Source organism: Paenibacillus sp. P22 (genome assembly GCF_000469945.2).
Lineage (GTDB): Bacteria > Bacillota > Bacilli > Paenibacillales > Paenibacillaceae > Paenibacillus_O > Paenibacillus_O humicus.
Map to the genome: position 1 here is coordinate 1 of NZ_CBRA020000054.1, position 17,289 is coordinate 17,289.

11 protein-coding genes are annotated in these 17,289 nt (G+C 59.4%); 7 read left to right on the top strand and 4 right to left on the bottom strand.

What is annotated here, in order from left to right; all coding sequences use genetic code 11:
- Nucleotides 1-1,076: 1,076 nt before the first annotated feature.
- Nucleotides 1,077-2,693, bottom strand: coding sequence for a nitrite/sulfite reductase (locus BN871_RS09555; RefSeq protein WP_048745631.1), 1,617 nt, complete (start codon nucleotides 2,691-2,693; stop codon nucleotides 1,077-1,079).
- A gap of 374 nt (nucleotides 2,694-3,067) precedes the next feature.
- Between BN871_RS09555 and BN871_RS09560 the strand changes: the two genes are divergently transcribed.
- The gene (locus BN871_RS09560) at nucleotides 3,068-3,283 is read left to right on the top strand and encodes a hypothetical protein (protein WP_021879740.1); all 216 of its coding nucleotides are present in this window, start codon (nucleotides 3,068-3,070) and stop codon (nucleotides 3,281-3,283) included.
- 96 nt (nucleotides 3,284-3,379) lie between these two features.
- On the opposite strand, the gene BN871_RS09565 is transcribed toward BN871_RS09560, so the two are convergent.
- Nucleotides 3,380-4,348, bottom strand: a complete 969-nt coding sequence (locus BN871_RS09565) for a sugar phosphate isomerase/epimerase (protein WP_048745632.1) — start codon at nucleotides 4,346-4,348, stop codon at nucleotides 3,380-3,382.
- A 183-nt stretch (nucleotides 4,349-4,531) separates the two neighbouring features.
- Complete coding sequence (locus BN871_RS09570; protein WP_048745633.1) at nucleotides 4,532-5,245, bottom strand: hypothetical protein; 714 nt, start codon at nucleotides 5,243-5,245, stop codon at nucleotides 4,532-4,534.
- 415 nt (nucleotides 5,246-5,660) lie between these two features.
- On the opposite strand from BN871_RS09570, the gene serS reads away from it, so the two are divergent.
- The 4 genes from serS (at nucleotide 5,661) to BN871_RS09590 (ending at nucleotide 13,038) form a co-directional block, all read left to right on the top strand.
- Entirely contained in the window at nucleotides 5,661-6,938 is a 1,278-nt protein-coding gene (gene serS, locus BN871_RS09575) for a serine--tRNA ligase (protein ID WP_048745635.1), read from the top strand.
- A gap of 337 nt (nucleotides 6,939-7,275) precedes the next feature.
- Nucleotides 7,276-9,810 (top strand): U32 family peptidase, encoded by a 2,535-nt coding sequence (locus BN871_RS09580; RefSeq protein ID WP_048745636.1) that lies wholly within the window; start codon nucleotides 7,276-7,278, stop codon nucleotides 9,808-9,810.
- 172 nt (nucleotides 9,811-9,982) lie between these two features.
- Nucleotides 9,983-10,957, top strand: coding sequence for a nucleoside hydrolase (locus tag BN871_RS09585; protein ID WP_021879746.1), 975 nt, complete (start codon nucleotides 9,983-9,985; stop codon nucleotides 10,955-10,957).
- Between the two features lie 140 nt (nucleotides 10,958-11,097).
- A complete protein-coding gene (locus tag BN871_RS09590) occupies nucleotides 11,098-13,038 on the top strand; it encodes a stalk domain-containing protein (RefSeq protein ID WP_157060248.1) in 1,941 nt (646 codons plus the stop codon).
- 162 nt (nucleotides 13,039-13,200) lie between these two features.
- Here the strand turns inward: BN871_RS09590 and BN871_RS09595 are convergent, their stop codons facing one another.
- Nucleotides 13,201-13,833 (bottom strand): hypothetical protein, encoded by a 633-nt coding sequence (locus BN871_RS09595; protein ID WP_048745643.1) that lies wholly within the window; start codon nucleotides 13,831-13,833, stop codon nucleotides 13,201-13,203.
- A 363-nt stretch (nucleotides 13,834-14,196) separates the two neighbouring features.
- On the opposite strand from BN871_RS09595, the gene BN871_RS09600 reads away from it, so the two are divergent.
- Complete coding sequence (locus tag BN871_RS09600; RefSeq protein ID WP_048745646.1) at nucleotides 14,197-14,901, top strand: heptaprenylglyceryl phosphate synthase; 705 nt, start codon at nucleotides 14,197-14,199, stop codon at nucleotides 14,899-14,901.
- Between the two features lie 417 nt (nucleotides 14,902-15,318).
- Nucleotides 15,319-17,289, top strand: a 1,971-nt coding sequence (pcrA, locus tag BN871_RS09605) for a DNA helicase PcrA (RefSeq protein ID WP_083436348.1), incomplete at its 3' end; no start/stop codon positions are given.

A 17,289-nucleotide genomic window follows, 5' to 3' on the forward strand; every position in this document is an offset into this window, starting at 1 on the left:
CCGAGGTCGGGGCGGCCGGCGAGCAGATGCTTGCCGCCGAGAGCCGCGGCGAATACGTCACGGCCCCGAAGAAGCGCGGCACGGAAGCTGCCACGAAAAAGAGAGGCACGGAAGAGGCGCCGAAGAAGAGAGGCCGCAAGCCGAAGGATACGGGCTCGAAATAGGAGCTCAAGGGAACGGAGTATGAGCTGACTTTCCGGCAAACGCGTTATCGTGTCGTTGCTCTCCATGGAATTCGTCCGGCAGCTTGCAACCAGCAGCCTTCGTGCGGCATATCCGCTCGAGGGCTGTTTTTTTGCTCTTCGGGATTAAAGACAATGAAGCCGTGCTCTGGAATGGGAAGAGCTGCCGATTTGAGGCTTTAAGCGTGAATCAGCGTTTTGTTTATCGTATCGGACATAGAATCCGTGATTAAGCATCAATCGGCGTATTGCTAGCGTATTGGAGAGAGAATCCGGAATTGGGCGTGAATCAGCGTTTTGTTCCTCGTATGGGACATAAGATCCGTAATTTGGCGTCAATCGGCGTTTTGTTCGTCTGTCGGACATAGGATCCGTTATTAGGCGTAAATCAGCGTTTTGTTCGTCTATCGGACATAGGATCCGTTATTAGGCGTAAATCAGCGTTTTGTACGTCTTATCGGACATAGGATCCGTTATTTCTTTAAAACGTATTGATATACGGATACGAATTCGAGAATAACGGAACGTATGTCCGATAAATTCGGAAATGACCTGGAATTCTATAAATAACGGAACGTATGTCCGATAAATCCGGAAATGACCTGGAATTCTATAAATAGCGGAACGTATGTCCGATAAATCCGGAAATGACCTGGAATTCTATAAATAACGGAACGTATGTCCGATATGGCTTGGAAAAATATGGTAATGGAGAGGGGTACCTTATAGACAGGGGCTCATCCGGCCAGCTCTTTCGTCGGCAAAATATCCAAGCGCACATCTACCTATACGACAAATCTGCCCCTGCCAAGCTCTGCTCCATCCGGTCATACGCAATAAACCATGCAAAAAAAAAACCGCCCCTCAAAGGGGCGGTTTTGAATTTCATCCTGCTCAGCTCGCCGAGGCGGTCAGAATGCCGGTCAGCTTCTCCTGGAAGGCAGGAACGCCGACGCGGTTGACGAACTGGTGGAAGGACTCGCCGGCTTGGCGGTCGTCCTTGTAATAGCCGATCAGCTGAGCCAGGACGGACGGAACGTCGCCTGCCTTCACACGGCCCTTGAGCGGCTTGTTGAAGGTTGCGCCGGGGCCGAGGATGCCGCCGACGGCGATGTCGAAGGCGTCGACCATGCCGTCCGGGGTTTTCACCAGGGAGCCCTGGAGGCCGATGTCTGCAATATGCTTCTGGCCGCAGCCGTTCGGGCAGCCGATGAAGTGAATGCGGATCTTCTCGTCCAGCTCGACGTTCTCGTCGAGGTATTCGGCGACGACGCGGGCGAATTCCTTGGTCTCGACGATGGCGAGATTGCAGAACTCGTTGCCGGTGCAGCTGACGGTGCGGCTCATGAACGGCTTCGGATTCGGCGTGAGGCGTTCCAGCACCGGCGCGGCCAGGGCCGCTTCCACGTTCTCGTCGGCGACGCCCGTAATGATGATGTTCTGGGACATCGTCGTGCGGATCTTGCCTTCGCCGTACTTGTCGGCGATGTCGCACAGCTGCTCGAGCTCATCGGAATTGGTGCGTCCTACCGGCACATTGAGGCCGATGTAGTTGCGGCCGTCCTTCTGCTTGTGCACGCCGTCGAAGTAGGCCGCCTGCCAGCCGGCCGTCTTGCTCTCGCCGCGCGAAGGCATGTCGCCGATCAGCTTGAGCAGCTCCTCCTGGAATTTCTCCGGGCCCCAATCGGCGACGAGGAACTTCAGGCGGGCATGATGGCGCTTCTCGCGGTAGCCGTGGTCGCGGAACAGGGTGGTGACGCCGACCGCAACCTTGAGAGCTTCCTCTGGACGGACGAACATGTCGAGCTCCTTGGCCAGATAGGGCTTGGCCGAGAGTCCGCCTCCGACCCAGGCGTGGAAGCCGATGACTTCTTCGCCGTCGATGACTTTGACGGCCGGCGTGAAGGCCAGGTCGTTGATTTCCGCATGTGCGTTGTTGTAGATATTCGCGGAGACGGACATTTTGTATTTGCGCGGCAGGTTGGAGAAGTCGCGGTTCATGAGGAAGAAGTCGTTGATTTCCTCGACGAGCGCAGTCGTATCCATCAGTTCATCCTTGTCGATGCCCTGAAGAGGGTTGCCGACGATCGTGCGCGGGCAGTCGCCGCAGGATTCGTAGCTGTACAGGCCGACTTCCTCGAGCCGCTTGAAGATATCCGGCATGTTCTCGATGCGGAGCCAGTGGTACTGAATCGCCTGGCGGGTCGTGACGTCGATCAGGTCCCGGCCGTAGTCGCGGCCGATCGAGGCGAGGGCTCTGGCCTGAGCGGTCGTCATGACGCCGGAATTGATGCGGATCCGCATCATGAAGTAGCCGTCGCGCGGCTTCTGCTCGTAGACGCCTGCCCATTTGAAGCGGTTCATGTCGTCCTCGGGAATAGAGTCATAACCTTCCAGGGCATACTTCTCGATAATCGTGCGGATGACATCCAGTCCGTCCTTCTCGATTTTCCAAAGTTCCATTTTATTCAGCTTGGACGTGTCGGCCGTCCAGGGCATTTCGTAAGCCATGGAAATGAACCTCCTATAGTTGGTTCCGGTATTTTAATATCCGATAAAAAAGGTATGATTACGCTAATCCGATCGTACCATAGCGGGATCGCAGGGGCAATAACCGGGGAAGCCGCGGCCTATAAGGAATGTTGATGCAGGCTATCCGGAATTTTTATAATGGGAAAGAATAACCGGACCGGAGGCGCGGCAAATTAGAAGGTGACAAAATTGTGGCAAACGTGTTACGGAGCGAAAACATCTTGCATCCGGCACGCCTAAAAGATACCATAGCTTATATACGTCCATAAGCCGCCCGAATCCGGTCCAGGCATTTCGGCATCGACGCCGTCGGAAGCGGTCTCACAGCAATCTAACCCGGGAGGTAGCACCCCATGTATCTTGCAGCAGAAGCGGCCAAGGCCGCGACGAGCAACTTCAATACGTTCGACATCTTTATGCTTTTGTTCACGATCGTCATCGCTATCGGGCTTGTACGCCTTGTCGGCCAGCGCAAGAAGAACATCTTCGCCATCGGCTGGGGCGCCGCATGCCTGCTCGTGTTCCTCGTCATCGACTATATCATGATCTTCAAAGTATGGCTGGCGTAAACCGCTGCCCTACATACCGCGCTTCGAACTAAAAAGGCTTCCCGATGCAGCGTCTGCTGCCGGGAAGCCTTTTTAGTTCCTGCGCTTACGCGCGGGTCACACCCACCACATTTCGCCGAGCGGCTCGCGGATGAGCACCTGCTGCAGGTTGGCGACCGCTTTGCTGAAGCCTTCCTCGACGCTCATGAGGCCGTCTTCATGCTCGATGCTGACGACATAGTCGTAGCCGACGAGGCGCAGCGCGCTGATGATGTCGGCCCATACCTTGAGGTCATGGCCGAAGCCGACGGAACGGAACTGCCAAGCGCGGTCGAGCATGAGCGTGTAGGACTGCATGTCCGTTACGCCGTGCTTGTTGACGTTGATCGGATCGATCGTCGTATCCTTGGCATGGAAATGGTGGATCGCGCCTTCGCGGCCGAGGATATGGATCGCCTGGACCGGATCGATGCCCTGCCACCACATATGGCTCGGGTCAAGGTTGGCTCCGATCGCTTTGCCCGTCGCTTCGCGCAAGCGGAGCATCGTGGCCGGCGTATGGACGGAGAAGCCGCCGTGCAGCTCGAGGCCGATCTTCACGCCAGCCGCTTCGGAGATGTTGTTGATGTCGGTCCAGTAAGGAATGACCTTCTGTTCCCACTGCCACTTCAGCACTTCCTGGAAGTCGTTCGGCCATGGCGCTACCGGCCAGTTCGGATACTTGGCGTCCTCATGGTCTCCAGGCAGGCCGGAGAACGTGTTGACGACCGGAACCTCCAGACGGTTGGCCAGCTCGATCGTCTTGCGGATGATTCCGTCATGCTCGGTCGAGATCGCTTTCTGCGGATGCAGCGGATTGCCGTGGCAGCTCAGGGCGCTGATGATGAGGCCGCGGGATTCGACCGCCTGCTTGAACGCGCGGCGCTTGCCGTCGTCGGCAAGCAGCTCGTCCAGGTCAAGATGGGGGCTGCCCGGATAGTTGCCGGTTCCGATTTCAAGAGCGTCGAGCCCTTTGGACGCGATGTAGTCAAGCGATTCCTCGAACGTTTTTTGCGCAAACAGAACAGAGAATACACCAAGCTTCATGGTGAATAACCTCCCGTGGATTAGAATGATCCATAAACGCTTTCATTATAGCATGCCCCCCACCCGCATACAGCCTGCAAAGCGAGATGATGACAAAAACGCATAATAACTGGACAATCCGTTGAAGCGCTTCCGCCTTCATTTCATGACCGGGAATAGCGGCAAGCGGAGGGCAGGACTGCTTTAGTCCATCCTCCCCTTGCTCCTATGGAAATCGGTTTCCTGCGCATCCGAAATCAGACGATTCCGCCTCCAGGCGACGGAGTAGACGGTAAATGAAGCGAGAAGAACCCCCGGAAAAATAACGAGCTGGTAGGAATGGTGAATCAGCATCACGGAAAAGGATATGCAGACCAGGCCGACGGCAATGCCGATCAGCAGCTTCTCGTTCGCGGAGGTGAAGTAGTTCTCCTTCACGGAGAAATCATGGGGAGGCTGCTGGATGAAGGAAAAGCCTTTCCCGGACGCTTTCAGGATGAGGGCGATTACATAGGCCGTCAGGATGGATGCGATTTGAAGCAGGAAGACGTAGCCGGTACTCTGGGCCATCACTTCTTCGGGCACGAGTCCCGAAGCGGTCAGCAGGAAGTAGAGGCCGAATTGAAGCGGCATATACAGCATGTACCCCGTCACGAGTGCGAGAGTCGACCAGAAGAACCGGATTTTCAGCATATAGCGGCATAAAAGCAGGAGAATCACAAATTGGATAGGCGTATCCAGCACGGACAAAGGCAATACCATGCGGTTGACATAAGAGAGCAGGGCGATGAAGACGCTGCTGCCGAGAAGCCGCCATCTATAGGCGTAAATGGGAAGCTTGAAAGGGGTCAGTGCGCAAGCCCAGATGGCCAAGGCATCGAACACGCCCAACAGGATATAAATGAAATCTTCCGTCATCGAGTCGGCTCCGATTCTACACGTATTTAATCTCCAGGGGCAAATGCTGCCCATCTATATAAAACAAAATCAGTATAGCAACTTTAAAGGTTTAATGACATACGGCGTTAACGATAAGCCTGTTCCGTTCATGCCGTTAAGGAAAATGGAATCCAGTTGTGCAAGAACGGCGTTTCCGCTATACTGATTCAAATGCATACCGTCACCATGCCGATGATGAGAATCCAACTCGGAGGCGTTTTCGCCAAGGGAATTCCGTTCCCCTAAGTTTCCCGGACCGCCCGTTACCGCGGAACCAAAGAGGGTCGGATCTTTCAGCCGGCCAAATTGGGTGGCACCGCGAGTCAAGCGCTCCTCGTCCCAACAGGACAGGGCGCTTTTTGTGTTTTTTTCACAGACAAAGGAGCGGTGCGGCATGTTGGAAATGGGATGGATCCGGGAAAATCCGGAAGAAGTGAAGAAAGCGGCGGCGGCGAAAGGCTCGGCGTTCAATGTGGAGGAGCTGCTCGCTGCGGATGCGCTGCGGCGGAAGCTGCAGGGGCAGGCCGATGAGCTGCGGCAGGCGCGGAACCTGGCATCGGCGCAGGTCGCCGCCCATATGCGGGCGAAGCTGCCCGCGGCAGCCGAGAAGTCGAAGCAGCAGGCGCGCGAGGCGAATGAAAGGCTGCTTGAAGTCGAGCCGGCCCTCGCCGATGCCGAGAGTGAATATCGCAGACTGATGCTGGAAGTGCCCAATCCCGTATCGGATGACACTCCTGCGGGCAAGTCGGATCTTGACAACGTGCAGGTGGATGCATGGGGACAGCCGCCGGAATTCGGCTTCGCGCCGCTGAGCCATGTCGAGCTCGGCGAGCTGCACGGGATGGTCGATTTTGCCAGGGGCGTCAAGACGGGCGGCACCCGCAGCTATTATTTGAAGGGAGACGGCGCGCTGCTCCACAGGGCGGTCCAGCAGCTGGCGCTGGACGTCCTGCTGCGCGAGGGCTTCACGCTGCTCGAAGTGCCGGTCATGGTGCGTACGGAAGCGTTCACGAGCACCGGATTTTTCCCGTCGGGCGAGGATCAGACCTATCGCCTGGAAGGGAGGGACGAGCGGCTGGCCGGCACGGCGGAGGTGCCGCTCGTGAACTACTACAGCGGCGAGATCATCGACGTCTCGGAGCCGCTGAGGCTGGCGGCGGTGTCGGCCTGCTTCCGCAGCGAAGCCGGCTCGGCCGGCCGCGACACGCATGGCCTCTACCGGGTGCATCAGTTCGCCAAGGTCGAGCAGGTCGTCATCTGCCGGGCCGACCGGGAGGAGGCGGAACGGCTCCATCGGGAAATTACCGGTCATGCCCGCAAGGTGCTGGAGCTGCTGGAGCTGCCGTACCGCGTCATGGCCGTCTGCGGCGGGGATATGTCGCAGAAGACGCACAAGCAGTTCGACCTGGAAGCCTGGATGCCGAGCCGGGACGCATATGGGGAGACGCATTCGTCGTCGAACCTGCTTGATTTCCAAGCCCGGCGTGCCGGCATCCGCTACCGGGACGACGAGGGCATGCTGAGGCATTGCTTCACGCTCAACAATACGGCGGCAGCTTCGCCGCGAATTCTTATTCCGCTGCTGGAGATCCATCAGAGGGAAGACGGCAGCATTCGGATTCCGGACGCCTTGAGACCTTATATGAACGGCCGGAGCGAAATCCGGACCTGAGACCGTATATAAACGGCGGGACCGAAATCCGGACCTGATGCCGGCTTCCCCGCGAGGTCGAGCAGGCTTCGCCGACGTCATTGAATGGAAACGCCGTCCGTCAAGGCGGTCTTCCTCCCGAGCGGGAGGCGGACCGCCTTCTCCTTTTTCGCAGTGCCGGCTCTGCCGGTCAAGGCAAGAATTCCTCCGCCGCTGGGGCTGCGGCCTGAAGTTGCCAGCCTGCTTTTTCCCCGGAATGCTTGGTGCAACCGGCCTTACTCTGCTACACTAGCAGTATAGCGGCCGTGTCAGACGGCCACACTAGTTGAGAAGATAGATACGGAGGCATATCGAGGCAATGACCTTAACCATACAAAGGCAAGACATCGAGCTGCTGGCCCCGGCCGGCGATTGGGAGTGCATGAGGGCGGCGGTCGCGAACGGAGCGGACGCCGTTTTCTTCGGCGTCGAGAAGTTCAACGCGCGGGCGCGCGCCAACAACTTCCGGATGGACGAGCTGGCGGAGATCATGGCGTTTCTGCACAGCTACGGGGTAAAGGGATTTTTGACGTTCAACATTCTCGTCTTCGAGGATGAGCTGCGAGACGCGAAAACGCTGATCGAAGCTTGCGTGGACGCGGGCGTGGACGCGGTCATCGTGCAGGATCTGGGACTGGTGAAAATGATTCGCGAAATCTCGCCGGATTTCCCGATCCACGGCTCTACCCAGATGACGATCACCTCTCCGGAGGCGGTGGAGTTCACCAAGCCGTTCGACATCGAGCGCGTCGTGCTCGGACGGGAGAACAACCTCAAGCAGATCAAGACGATCGGCGAGAAGGCCAAGCTGCCGATGGAGGTATTCGTTCATGGCGCGCTGTGCGTCAGCTATTCCGGCCAATGCCTCACCTCGGAAATGTGGGGAGGCCGCTCCGCCAACCGCGGTGAATGCGCGCAAGCGTGCCGCCTTCCCTACGATCTGATGGTCGACGGCGAGCAGAAGCCGATGGGCGATATCGCCTATCTGCTGTCCCCCAAGGATTTGGCCGCGATCGACATCGTGCCGGAGCTGATCGAAGCGGGCGTCACTTCCTTTAAAATCGAAGGACGTCTGAAAAGCCCCGAGTACGTGGCCAACGTCGTGTCCAAGTACCGCAGCGCCATCGACGCTTACTTTGACGGCGACCGTTCCGGCCCGTCCAAGGAGGAAGTGCGCGAGCTGCAGCAGAGCTTCTCGCGCGGCTTCACGCACGGCTTCCTCAAGGGAACGAACAACAAGCAGCTGGTCGAGGGCACGTTCCCGAAAAGCCGGGGCGTCTACCTCGGCCGCGTCGAGCGCATCCTGCGCGACGGCGTCGTCTGCCGGCTGGAAGCGCCGCTCAAGCGGGGCGACGGCATCGTGTTCGACGCCGGAGATCCGACTCAGAAGGAAGAGGGCGGACGCGTCTACGATATCCGCCGCCAAGGCGTGAAGATCGAGGGCGAGGCGATGGAAGGCACCGTGCTCGATATCGTGCCGGGCCGCAGCGACGTCAATCTGCAGCGGGTGAAGGTCGGCGACCGCGTCTGGAAAACGAACGATCCGGCTCTGGACCGCCGCCTGCGAGCGACGTACGAAACGGAAAAGCCGTATCGCGTGTTCCCGCTCGCGCTGAGGGTGGAGGGCGCCGAAGGGCAGCCGCTGCGCACCTGGTGGACCGACGTCCAGAAAGGGACGACCGTCGAGGCGGTCAGCGAGATGCCGCTGGAGAAAGCTCTCAAGCGGCCGATGGACCAGGCGCTGCTTGAAGACCAGTTCGGCCGGCTCGGAGGCACGCTGTACCAGCTCGAGGAGCTGGAAGTGAAGCTGGACGGCGAGCTGATCATTCCGGTGCGCGAGCTGAACCGGATGCGGCGCGAAGCGGTGGAGCAGCTCGCGGGCGAGCGGCCGAAGCCGCCCGTTTACGTCAAGCGGGAGGCGGATATCTTTGCGGACGCCCGCACCCAGGAGCAGCGCGACAAGGACGCCGCCGTCGCGGCAGGTCCCGGCGCTGCGCGCCTGACTGCTCTGTGCCGCACGCTGGATCAGGTGAAGGCTGCCTGCGCTACGGACGTGGAGATGATCTACGCCGACTTCGAGTTCATCAAGCAGTTCCCGGCCGCCATCGAAACCGCGCGCGCGGCAGGCAAGCCGATCGCGCTTGCGACGCCGCGCATCCATATGCCCAACGAGAACGGCTACCACGCCAATATTCTGCGCCTGAAGCCGGATGCGGTTCTTGTGCGCAACACCGGCGCGCTGTATTATTACCTGCGGGCCCGCATGGAGCGGCCGGGCGAGCCTTTCCCCAAGCTGATCGGGGACTTCTCGCTCAACATCGCCAACCATAAGGCGGTGGAGCTGTTCCGCGAAGCGGGCTGCGACGTGCTGACGCCATCCTACGACCTCAATATCCAGCAGATGGTCGACCTGCTCGGCAACACCCGCGACACTTCGGCGCTTGAGGTGGTCATCCACCAGCATCTGCCGATGTTCCATACCGAGCACTGCGTGTACTGCACGTTCCTCAGCGAAGGCACCGACTTCACGAACTGCGGCCGTCCTTGCGAGGAGCACAATATTTCCCTGCAGGACCGCATCGGCATGTCCCACCCCGTCCGCGTGGACGAGGGCTGCCGCAACACGGTCTACAATGCGATCGAGCAGTCGGGCGCGGAATACCTGCGCAACTTCCTGGAGCTTGGCGTGCGCTCCTACCGGGTCGAGTTCCTCGAGGAGCCGGCCGAGAAGGTGGGCGAGGTGCTCGCTCTGTACCGCGACGCCATCAACGGCCGCATCAGCGGCACCCAGGTATGGCGCAGCCTGAAGGCGACCAACCAGCTCGGCGTCACTCGCGGCCAGCTGGTGAAGTAAGGGCTCGGCGCTCGGAGCCAGCTGGTGAAGCGCCCAGCGCGCGATGAGTTCGTATTTGACGGCGGTCAGCCAGCATGAAGTTCCATGAAATATCAAGGCTTTTCGCCCCAACGCTTCCCGGTTTCCGAGAGGCGTTGGGGATTCATTTTGCATACAGAGAGGGTTATGACGGATGAATGTCAGCAAGTTTGAAGGGCGCGAGCCTGTTTCCATGATTATTGACGCCGATACGGGGATCGACGATGCGTTGGCGATCCTGTACGCCGTGAAGTCGCCGGCTATCCGGCTGGAGGCTGTATGCACGGTGTTCGGCAATATCGACGTCGATCAGGCGACGGACAATACGCTGCGCCTGATCCAGCTCGCCGGCGCGCGCGACCGCGTGCAGGTCGTCAAGGGAGCCTCGAAGCCGCTGGAGCGCGAGTTCCAGGGCTCGACCTCCCATGTGCATGGAGAGAACGGAATCGGCGGCGCGGTGCTGCCCCCTTCTGACCAGCTGCCGCTCGGCGAAGCCGCTGCGGATTATCTCGTCCGCATCGCGAACGAGCGTCCCGGCGAGGTGACCCTCGTCCTGATGGGGCGGATGACGAACCTGGCGCTTGCGCTGCGCCGCGATCCGTCGATCGCCTCCAAGTTCCGCAGCGTCGTCGTCATGGGCGGCAATGTGCTCGTGCCGGGCAACGTGACGCCGGTCGCCGAGGCCAACTTCTGGGGAGACCCGGAATCGGCGGCGGTGCTCATGGAAGCCGGGCTGCCGCTGACGGTCATCGGGCTCGACGTGACGCTGCAGACGCTGCTTACCCGCGATGCCTTGGACGAGCTGGGCAAAACCTGCCTTCCTGAAAACGCTCCGCTGGTCGATTTCCTGAAGGATTCGTTCGCGATCTACTTCGACTTCTACCAGCAGGTGAACAAGCTGGACAACGCCTGCCCGCTTCATGATCCGCTGGCCGTCATCGCGGCCGTATTCCCCGAAATGGTCACCTGCACGACGCTCCATGCGTCCATCGCCTGCGGCGACCGGCTGACCGACGGCATGGTCGTCACCGACCGCCGCGTCTTCCCGAGCGTGGGGAATCCGGTATCGTTCGCTCTCGAAGTCGATGCGGACGCGGCACTGGAGGAGCTTTACTCGGTGTTTAAATAATCGAGGAAATAACCTAAGTTGTATTGATAATAAGATAAAAAATAATCCCTAAGAACCATTTGTGGAATGGAATAAGGTTTTATTTTCCTTCTCATGGTACTATCTTCCTATATTTAATAGGGAGAAGGGAAGATTTGATCGTGAAGCACAAAAGGTGGATAGCTTCTACTATTCTGGCTGTTGTCATGGCTTGTTCGGCGCCTGCAGGCGTGTGGGCCGGCGGAAGCAGCCGCGTCGTTGATTTTGACGGAACAAATTACTTGCTGGAGGACGGCACGGTCTGGATCCAAGGAAAAAAGGGCTATGAGATCGCCGACGTCAAGCTGAGCAGCATCGAAAACGGGTATGGATTGACTCCCGGCGGCGGCCTCGTCGGCTTGGACGGAGGAAAAGCCGTCTCGCTGGCTCAAGGCGTCAAAGCGTTGGCCGGCAGCTGCCTCCTTAAGCAGGACGGAACGGTGTGGGAGCTAGGCGGCGGCCAAGTCGGAGGGACGGCGCCTCAAGCGTCCTTGGCCGATTGCGGAGGAAACCTTACCGCATCCATGAATCCATCCGGGCAGATCTATGCCGACGGCAAATTCGGCAGCGGCAAGCTGGTCGCTGCCGTCAATGCCGAATCCGTCGTTTCCCTTCGCGCCACATCCGGCAAAGACGGCCAGGATTCCGTCTTTGTTGTCCTCTATCGCACGGGAAAGCTTGAAGCCTACGATTACCTTGGCTTCGACCGTGCCGACTTGACGAAGTACGTGCCGAGACCGATCGTGGAGGATGCCGTCAGCGCCGATTACAGCCGATCCGGAATGCTGGCGGTTGTCCGCAAGGACGGAACCGTCTGGCATAACGACATCAGCAACAAGTTCAAGTTGACGGAAGCTTATCCCGGTTTGACAGGCGCATCCGAAATTGTCTACTTCAGCGATTCGTATCTCGTTCTCCGCATGCAGGACGGCAAGCTTGAGGCGTATGAGACCGGCAGCGGCAAACGGTTCGAGATGGAGCTGCCGGCCGTCGAAGAGCTCAAAATGGAGCTCGAAGCGACCGACCTTGCGGTAGGCGATAAAGTGCATGTCTCCATCGAGGAGAAGTGGGAAGGAATGGCGGCCCGCACCGTTCCGCTGGCTGAAGCCAACGTTACGATCGAGAAGCCGAGTCTGCTGCAAAAGCTTCCGGACGGACAGCTCAAAGCGCTTGCTGTTGGCGAGACGGACGTGACCGTCGTTTCCGGGGGACAAAGCCGAACGGTCCATGTGACCATCAGCTCGAACCAAGCGCTGGAGGGCGGCGCTTATCTGGACGGAACGATGTATTTGCCGCTCAAGGGCACATTCAAGGAACTCGGTTATTCGGTTGCCTGGGATCCGGGCTCCAAAACCTTCACCGTCAAGCAAGGCAGCCGGGTCATCCAGCTGAAGCAGGGCAGCGCTTCCGCGGTTGTAGACGGCAAGCCGCTGGCTATGCCGGGCAAAGTCCAGACGGTCGGCGGAACGGCGGTATTCCCGGCGGCTCTGCTCAAGTCTGCTCTTGGCGCTTCCTTGGACTGGAACTCCTCCTATCAATACATGACCGTGACGATGGGCAAAGCCGTAACGCAGATTACGACTCCGCGGACGGACCAAATCATCCGGCAGGAAAAGCTTGGAGGCTTGACTCGTCTGATCGGCAAGAGCTACTGGATCAACCATTTCGACAGCGATTACCGATTCCAGAAAGTTACGATTGAAGACATCTATCCGGAGCAGGGCGGTTCCTTCACGCTGTACTTCAGGCTGGCTTCGGGCAAGCTGGTATCGCATACGGCCTACGATGCCTCGATGGTAAGCGAGCTTCTCGGCAACAGCGAGAACTTCCTGACCGCGGATCCATACAAGACCTACAAGTGGTCCCAATCGACATGGTCCTTGGTCAAGCAGGAAAAGGTGGCTGTCGGAATGAACAAGGAGCAGGTGCTTCTCAGCTGGGGCCGGCCAAGCTCCAAAAGCGTTCTCAGCAGCAGGGGCATTACGGTTGAAACCTGGAGTTACGGCTACAGCAATTATGTGACCTTTACGAATGGAAAGGTCGGCGCCGTTTACGGCTCCTAACCGTCTGGTCCAGCGTTCCGCTCCCGGCATGAAGCGGGGCCGGAGCTGCCGGATTTGCTTGAAGCGGGATCGGCGCTGATGGTATCGCTAATAAAAAGAAAGCAAAAGGCTGCGTGCACGCCCCGAAAGGGACGGCATGCAGCCTTTTTTGGTTCAGGACTCTCAGATCTTGGGCTTCTTATCGTAGCCGGGCAGATCGAAGTCCGTATTGTTCAGCTCGCGGAACAGGTTCGTGCCTTCAATGAAAGCCCGCGTCTCGGCCGTCCCCAGCTCGTGAATCGTCATGTACAAATCGTTCACATGGCTTTGATAGCGCTTCTGGGTCGGGCTCCTGTCGTTGGACTTGTACGGAATGGCCGCCACGAGGGAGCTGACATCGTCGGTCGACTCCATTTCGTCCAGCAGGATCTTGAGCTGCTCCAGCTCCTCCTGGGTCGCGCTGATCTCAAGCTGATCCGTGCCGGAGCGCTCATGCTCGATCGTCTTTGAAGTGATGGAAATGAAGTAAGGCAGGCGAGGGTCGCTGGCGGACGAACGGTCCAAACCGCTCGACACGCGTCGTCTGTCGCCTTCCTCGTCATCCTGCGGCTCGTCCTGCTGGACCGGCCCGTCCGTTCCTTTGACCGCAGGAGGATGGACCGCGCTGTCTGCCTCCACGATTCCTTGAGGCTCGTGGCCGCTTGGATGCCCGCCGTTCGGATGCGCCTCCGTCCGCTCGAGCTCTTGTCTCGCGCGCTGCTCGTCCTTGATCGCTCCGGTTTCCGTTTCCATATGGTCAACGTCTGCTTTGCTCATGATCGTTTCCTCCTTCGGAAGTGGAATTGCCTTGTCCTCTTTGTAGGTTCCATTACCAACATGCTTCCCGCCTTGAAACAAGAGAGGCCGCCCCATGCGGTTGCGAAGCTGCCCGGGAAGGAGATCCTCTGAGCGATCGAGGAGCAAAGCGGGGTGCGGCAGCGGAAACAGGGCCGCTTCTTTTGAAACAGCGCTCCAAGCCCGGCTTGAGGGAGCCCGCGCCGGCAGGTTTTTCGGGCGGATCCAACGAAGCGGGGAGGCCGCGCTGCGCCGGCATCCAGCCCGAATTGACAACGAAGCCGGCCCTTCACTAGACTGGAACAACAGGCTTGGAAGCGACAAGACGAATGGGAGACGGAAATCATGGCGGAAGCATTTGACCAATGGAGGCATGTATTCAAGCTGGATCCCGACAAGAAGCTCGCCGGCAAGGAGATGGACCGGGTCCTGTCCTCCGGCACGGATGCGATACTGGTCGGCGGCTCCAGCGGCCTCACCTACGAGAACACGGAGTCTCTCCTGCATTCCATGGAGGGCTCGGGAATTCCCGCCGTTCTTGAAGTGTCGAGCCTCGAGCTCGCGGTGCCCGGCTTCGACTTCTACTTGATTCCGATCGCTCTGAATACCCCTGACGGGGATTGGATTACCGGACGCCAGGCCAAGGCTCTGGAGGAGTGGGGGCCGCTCATTCCTTGGGAGAGGACGCTTGGCGAAGGGTATATCATTCTGAACGAGGCTGCCGAGGCGGCCCGTGTGACGGGGGCAAGGACGGATCTGGACGAGAACGGAGCCGTCGCCTACGCCCAGCTGGCCGACAGGCTGATGCGGCTGCCGATCGTCTATTTGGAATACAGCGGCCGATTCGGCGACATGGAGCTGGTGCGCAGGGTGAGGCGGTCGCTGCGGCAAGCCAGGCTGTTTTATGGCGGGGGCATCGACGGTCCGGAGCGAGCGGCTCTGGCGGCGCGGACGGCTCCGACTGTCGTAGTCGGCAATGCGCTGTACGATCATTTCGACAACGGGCTCGCTACGGTGCGGGCGGTCAAGGAGACTAAACTGGCGCCGTAGGAAAATTTCTCCTCTATAGCGTATGGCGTGAACGCAGCGGCGACGAAGCCGTTCCCTTTCGGCTGCCGATGCTGCTGTTCAGCATTTCCGCCTGCAGCCACCGCTGCAGCTGCACCGCCTTATGCCTGCAGCCACCGCCGTAGCTGCACCGCCTTATGCTGCAGCGGCGGATGTACGTGACTGCGACTCGCGGGGGAGACGGCGATAGCCGCATACAGGCGCCTCTGCAAGCTTGCGCCGGCAAGCAGGCGGAGATGAGGAAAATTACCTTCTGTCCGGCCCGGTTCCTTCATTGACACTTCCGGCCCGGTTGCCCTAGACTGGAGACAGGCGAACAAAGGCGAACAGCAGGCGGATCCGCGAAGGCGCGGTATTCGTTCGGAGGCTGGCGCCGAGCAAAGGAGAACGAATGCATATATGATGAACGACATCGGAATCGAAGCCGCGGTCGGGAAGCTGAATCCTCCCCAGCGCGAGGCCGTTCAGGCGACCGACGGGCCGCTGCTGATCATGGCCGGCGCCGGCTCGGGCAAGACGAGGGTGCTCACGCATCGGATCGCTTGGCTGATCGAGAAGCGGCGCGTGGCTCCTTGGAGCATTCTGGCCATCACCTTCACAAACAAGGCTGCCCGCGAGATGAGGGACCGCGTGTCCAAGCTCGTCGGAGCCGGCGGCAGCGATATATGGGTATCGACCTTCCACTCCATGTGCGTGCGCATCCTGCGCAAGGACATCGATCGGATCGGCTTCACGTCGAACTTCTCGATCCTGGACTCCGGCGACCAGCTGTCGGTCATCCGCGGCTGCATGAAGGATCTCAACATCGACACCAAGAAGTTCGAGCCGAAGGCGGTGCAGGCCGTCATCAGCAGCGCGAAGAACGAGCTGATCGATCCGGTCCGTTTCGAGACGAAGGCCGGCAGCGACTACTTCCAGAAGGTCGCCTCGGATGTGTACAAGATGTACCAGAAGCGGCTGCGCAGCAACAACTCGCTCGACTTCGACGATCTCATCATGTCGACGATCCAGCTGTTCACGGATGTGCCGGAGGTGCTGGATTTCTACCAGAACAAGTTCCGCTACATCCATGTCGACGAGTATCAGGATACGAACCGCGCCCAGTATATGCTCTGCCGCATGCTGGCGGACAAGCACCACAACATCTGCGTCGTCGGCGACAGCGACCAGTCGATCTACCGGTGGCGGGGAGCGGACATCACGAACATCTTGAACTTCGAGGAAGACTACCCGGAGGCGCGGACGATCCTGCTGGAGCAGAACTACCGTTCGAGCTCCAATATCCTGAACGCGGCCAATGCGGTCATCGGCCAGAACACCGGCCGCAAGGACAAGCGCTTGTGGACCGAGCGGGGCGCCGGCGAAGCCATCAAGATGTACCAGGCCGATTCGGAGCATGACGAAGGCTACTATATTACGGGCGAGATCCGCACGGGGCGCAATGGCGGCCGCAATTATGCGGACCATGCCATCCTGTACCGGACGAATGCCCAGTCCCGGGTCATCGAGGAAATTCTGATCAAGTCGGATATTCCGTACCAGATCGTCGGGGGCATCAAGTTCTACGACCGCAAGGAGATCAAGGACGTGCTCGGGTATCTGCGCCTTGTGTCCAATCCGGACGACGACATCAGCCTGACCCGCATCATCAACGTTCCGAAGCGGGGCATCGGCGACACGACGATCGCCAAGCTGGCCGAGGAGGCGGCGCGCCGCGGCTCCTCGATCTTCCAGGTGCTCGGCGACCTGTCCGGCGTCGAGGTCAACGGACGCACGCGCACGCTGCTGCAGGACTTCCGCACGATGATCGACAATCTGACCGGCATGCGCGACTACCTGTCCGTGACCGAGCTGACCGAGAAGGTGCTGGAGCTGTCGGAATACCGGCTGGAGCTGCAGCGCGAGAACACGCTGGAGTCCAAAGCCCGCGTCGAGAACATCGAGGAGTTCCTGTCCGTGACGATGGAATTCGAGAAGCGCAACGACGACAAGTCGCTCGTCTCGTTCCTGACCGATCTCGCGCTCATCGCCGACATCGATTCCATGGACAAGGACGAGACGCCGGACGACGCGGTCATCCTGATGACGATGCACAGCGCCAAAGGCCTTGAGTTCCCGGTTGTGTTCATCATCGGCTGCGAGGAAGGCGTCTTCCCGCACAGCCGGGCCTTCACCGACAACGAGGAGCTCGAGGAGGAGCGGCGCCTCGCCTATGTCGGCATCACGCGCGCCGAGCAGCAGCTGTACATGACCTGCGCCCGGATGCGCACCCTGTTCGGGCGCACGAGCAGCAATCCTCCTTCACGCTTCCTCAAGGAAATCCCGGATGGCGTGAAGGAGCTGGCTTCGCCGGGCGGCCGCACGATCGGC

Bases quoted from the DNA above. Each gene is read 5' to 3' on its own strand.
- BN871_RS09555 (WP_048745631.1), bottom strand. From the start codon at position 2,693: ATGGCTTACGAAATGCCCTGGACGGCCGACACGTCCAAGCTGAATAAA.
- BN871_RS09560 (WP_021879740.1), top strand. From the start codon at position 3,068: ATGTATCTTGCAGCAGAAGCGGCCAAGGCCGCGACGAGCAACTTCAAT.
- BN871_RS09565 (WP_048745632.1), bottom strand. From the start codon at position 4,348: ATGAAGCTTGGTGTATTCTCTGTTCTGTTTGCGCAAAAAACGTTCGAG.
- BN871_RS09570 (WP_048745633.1), bottom strand. From the start codon at position 5,245: ATGACGGAAGATTTCATTTATATCCTGTTGGGCGTGTTCGATGCCTTG.
- serS (WP_048745635.1), top strand. From the start codon at position 5,661: ATGTTGGAAATGGGATGGATCCGGGAAAATCCGGAAGAAGTGAAGAAA.
- BN871_RS09580 (WP_048745636.1), top strand. From the start codon at position 7,276: ATGACCTTAACCATACAAAGGCAAGACATCGAGCTGCTGGCCCCGGCC.
- BN871_RS09585 (WP_021879746.1), top strand. From the start codon at position 9,983: ATGAATGTCAGCAAGTTTGAAGGGCGCGAGCCTGTTTCCATGATTATT.
- BN871_RS09595 (WP_048745643.1), bottom strand. From the start codon at position 13,833: ATGAGCAAAGCAGACGTTGACCATATGGAAACGGAAACCGGAGCGATC.
- BN871_RS09600 (WP_048745646.1), top strand. From the start codon at position 14,197: ATGGCGGAAGCATTTGACCAATGGAGGCATGTATTCAAGCTGGATCCC.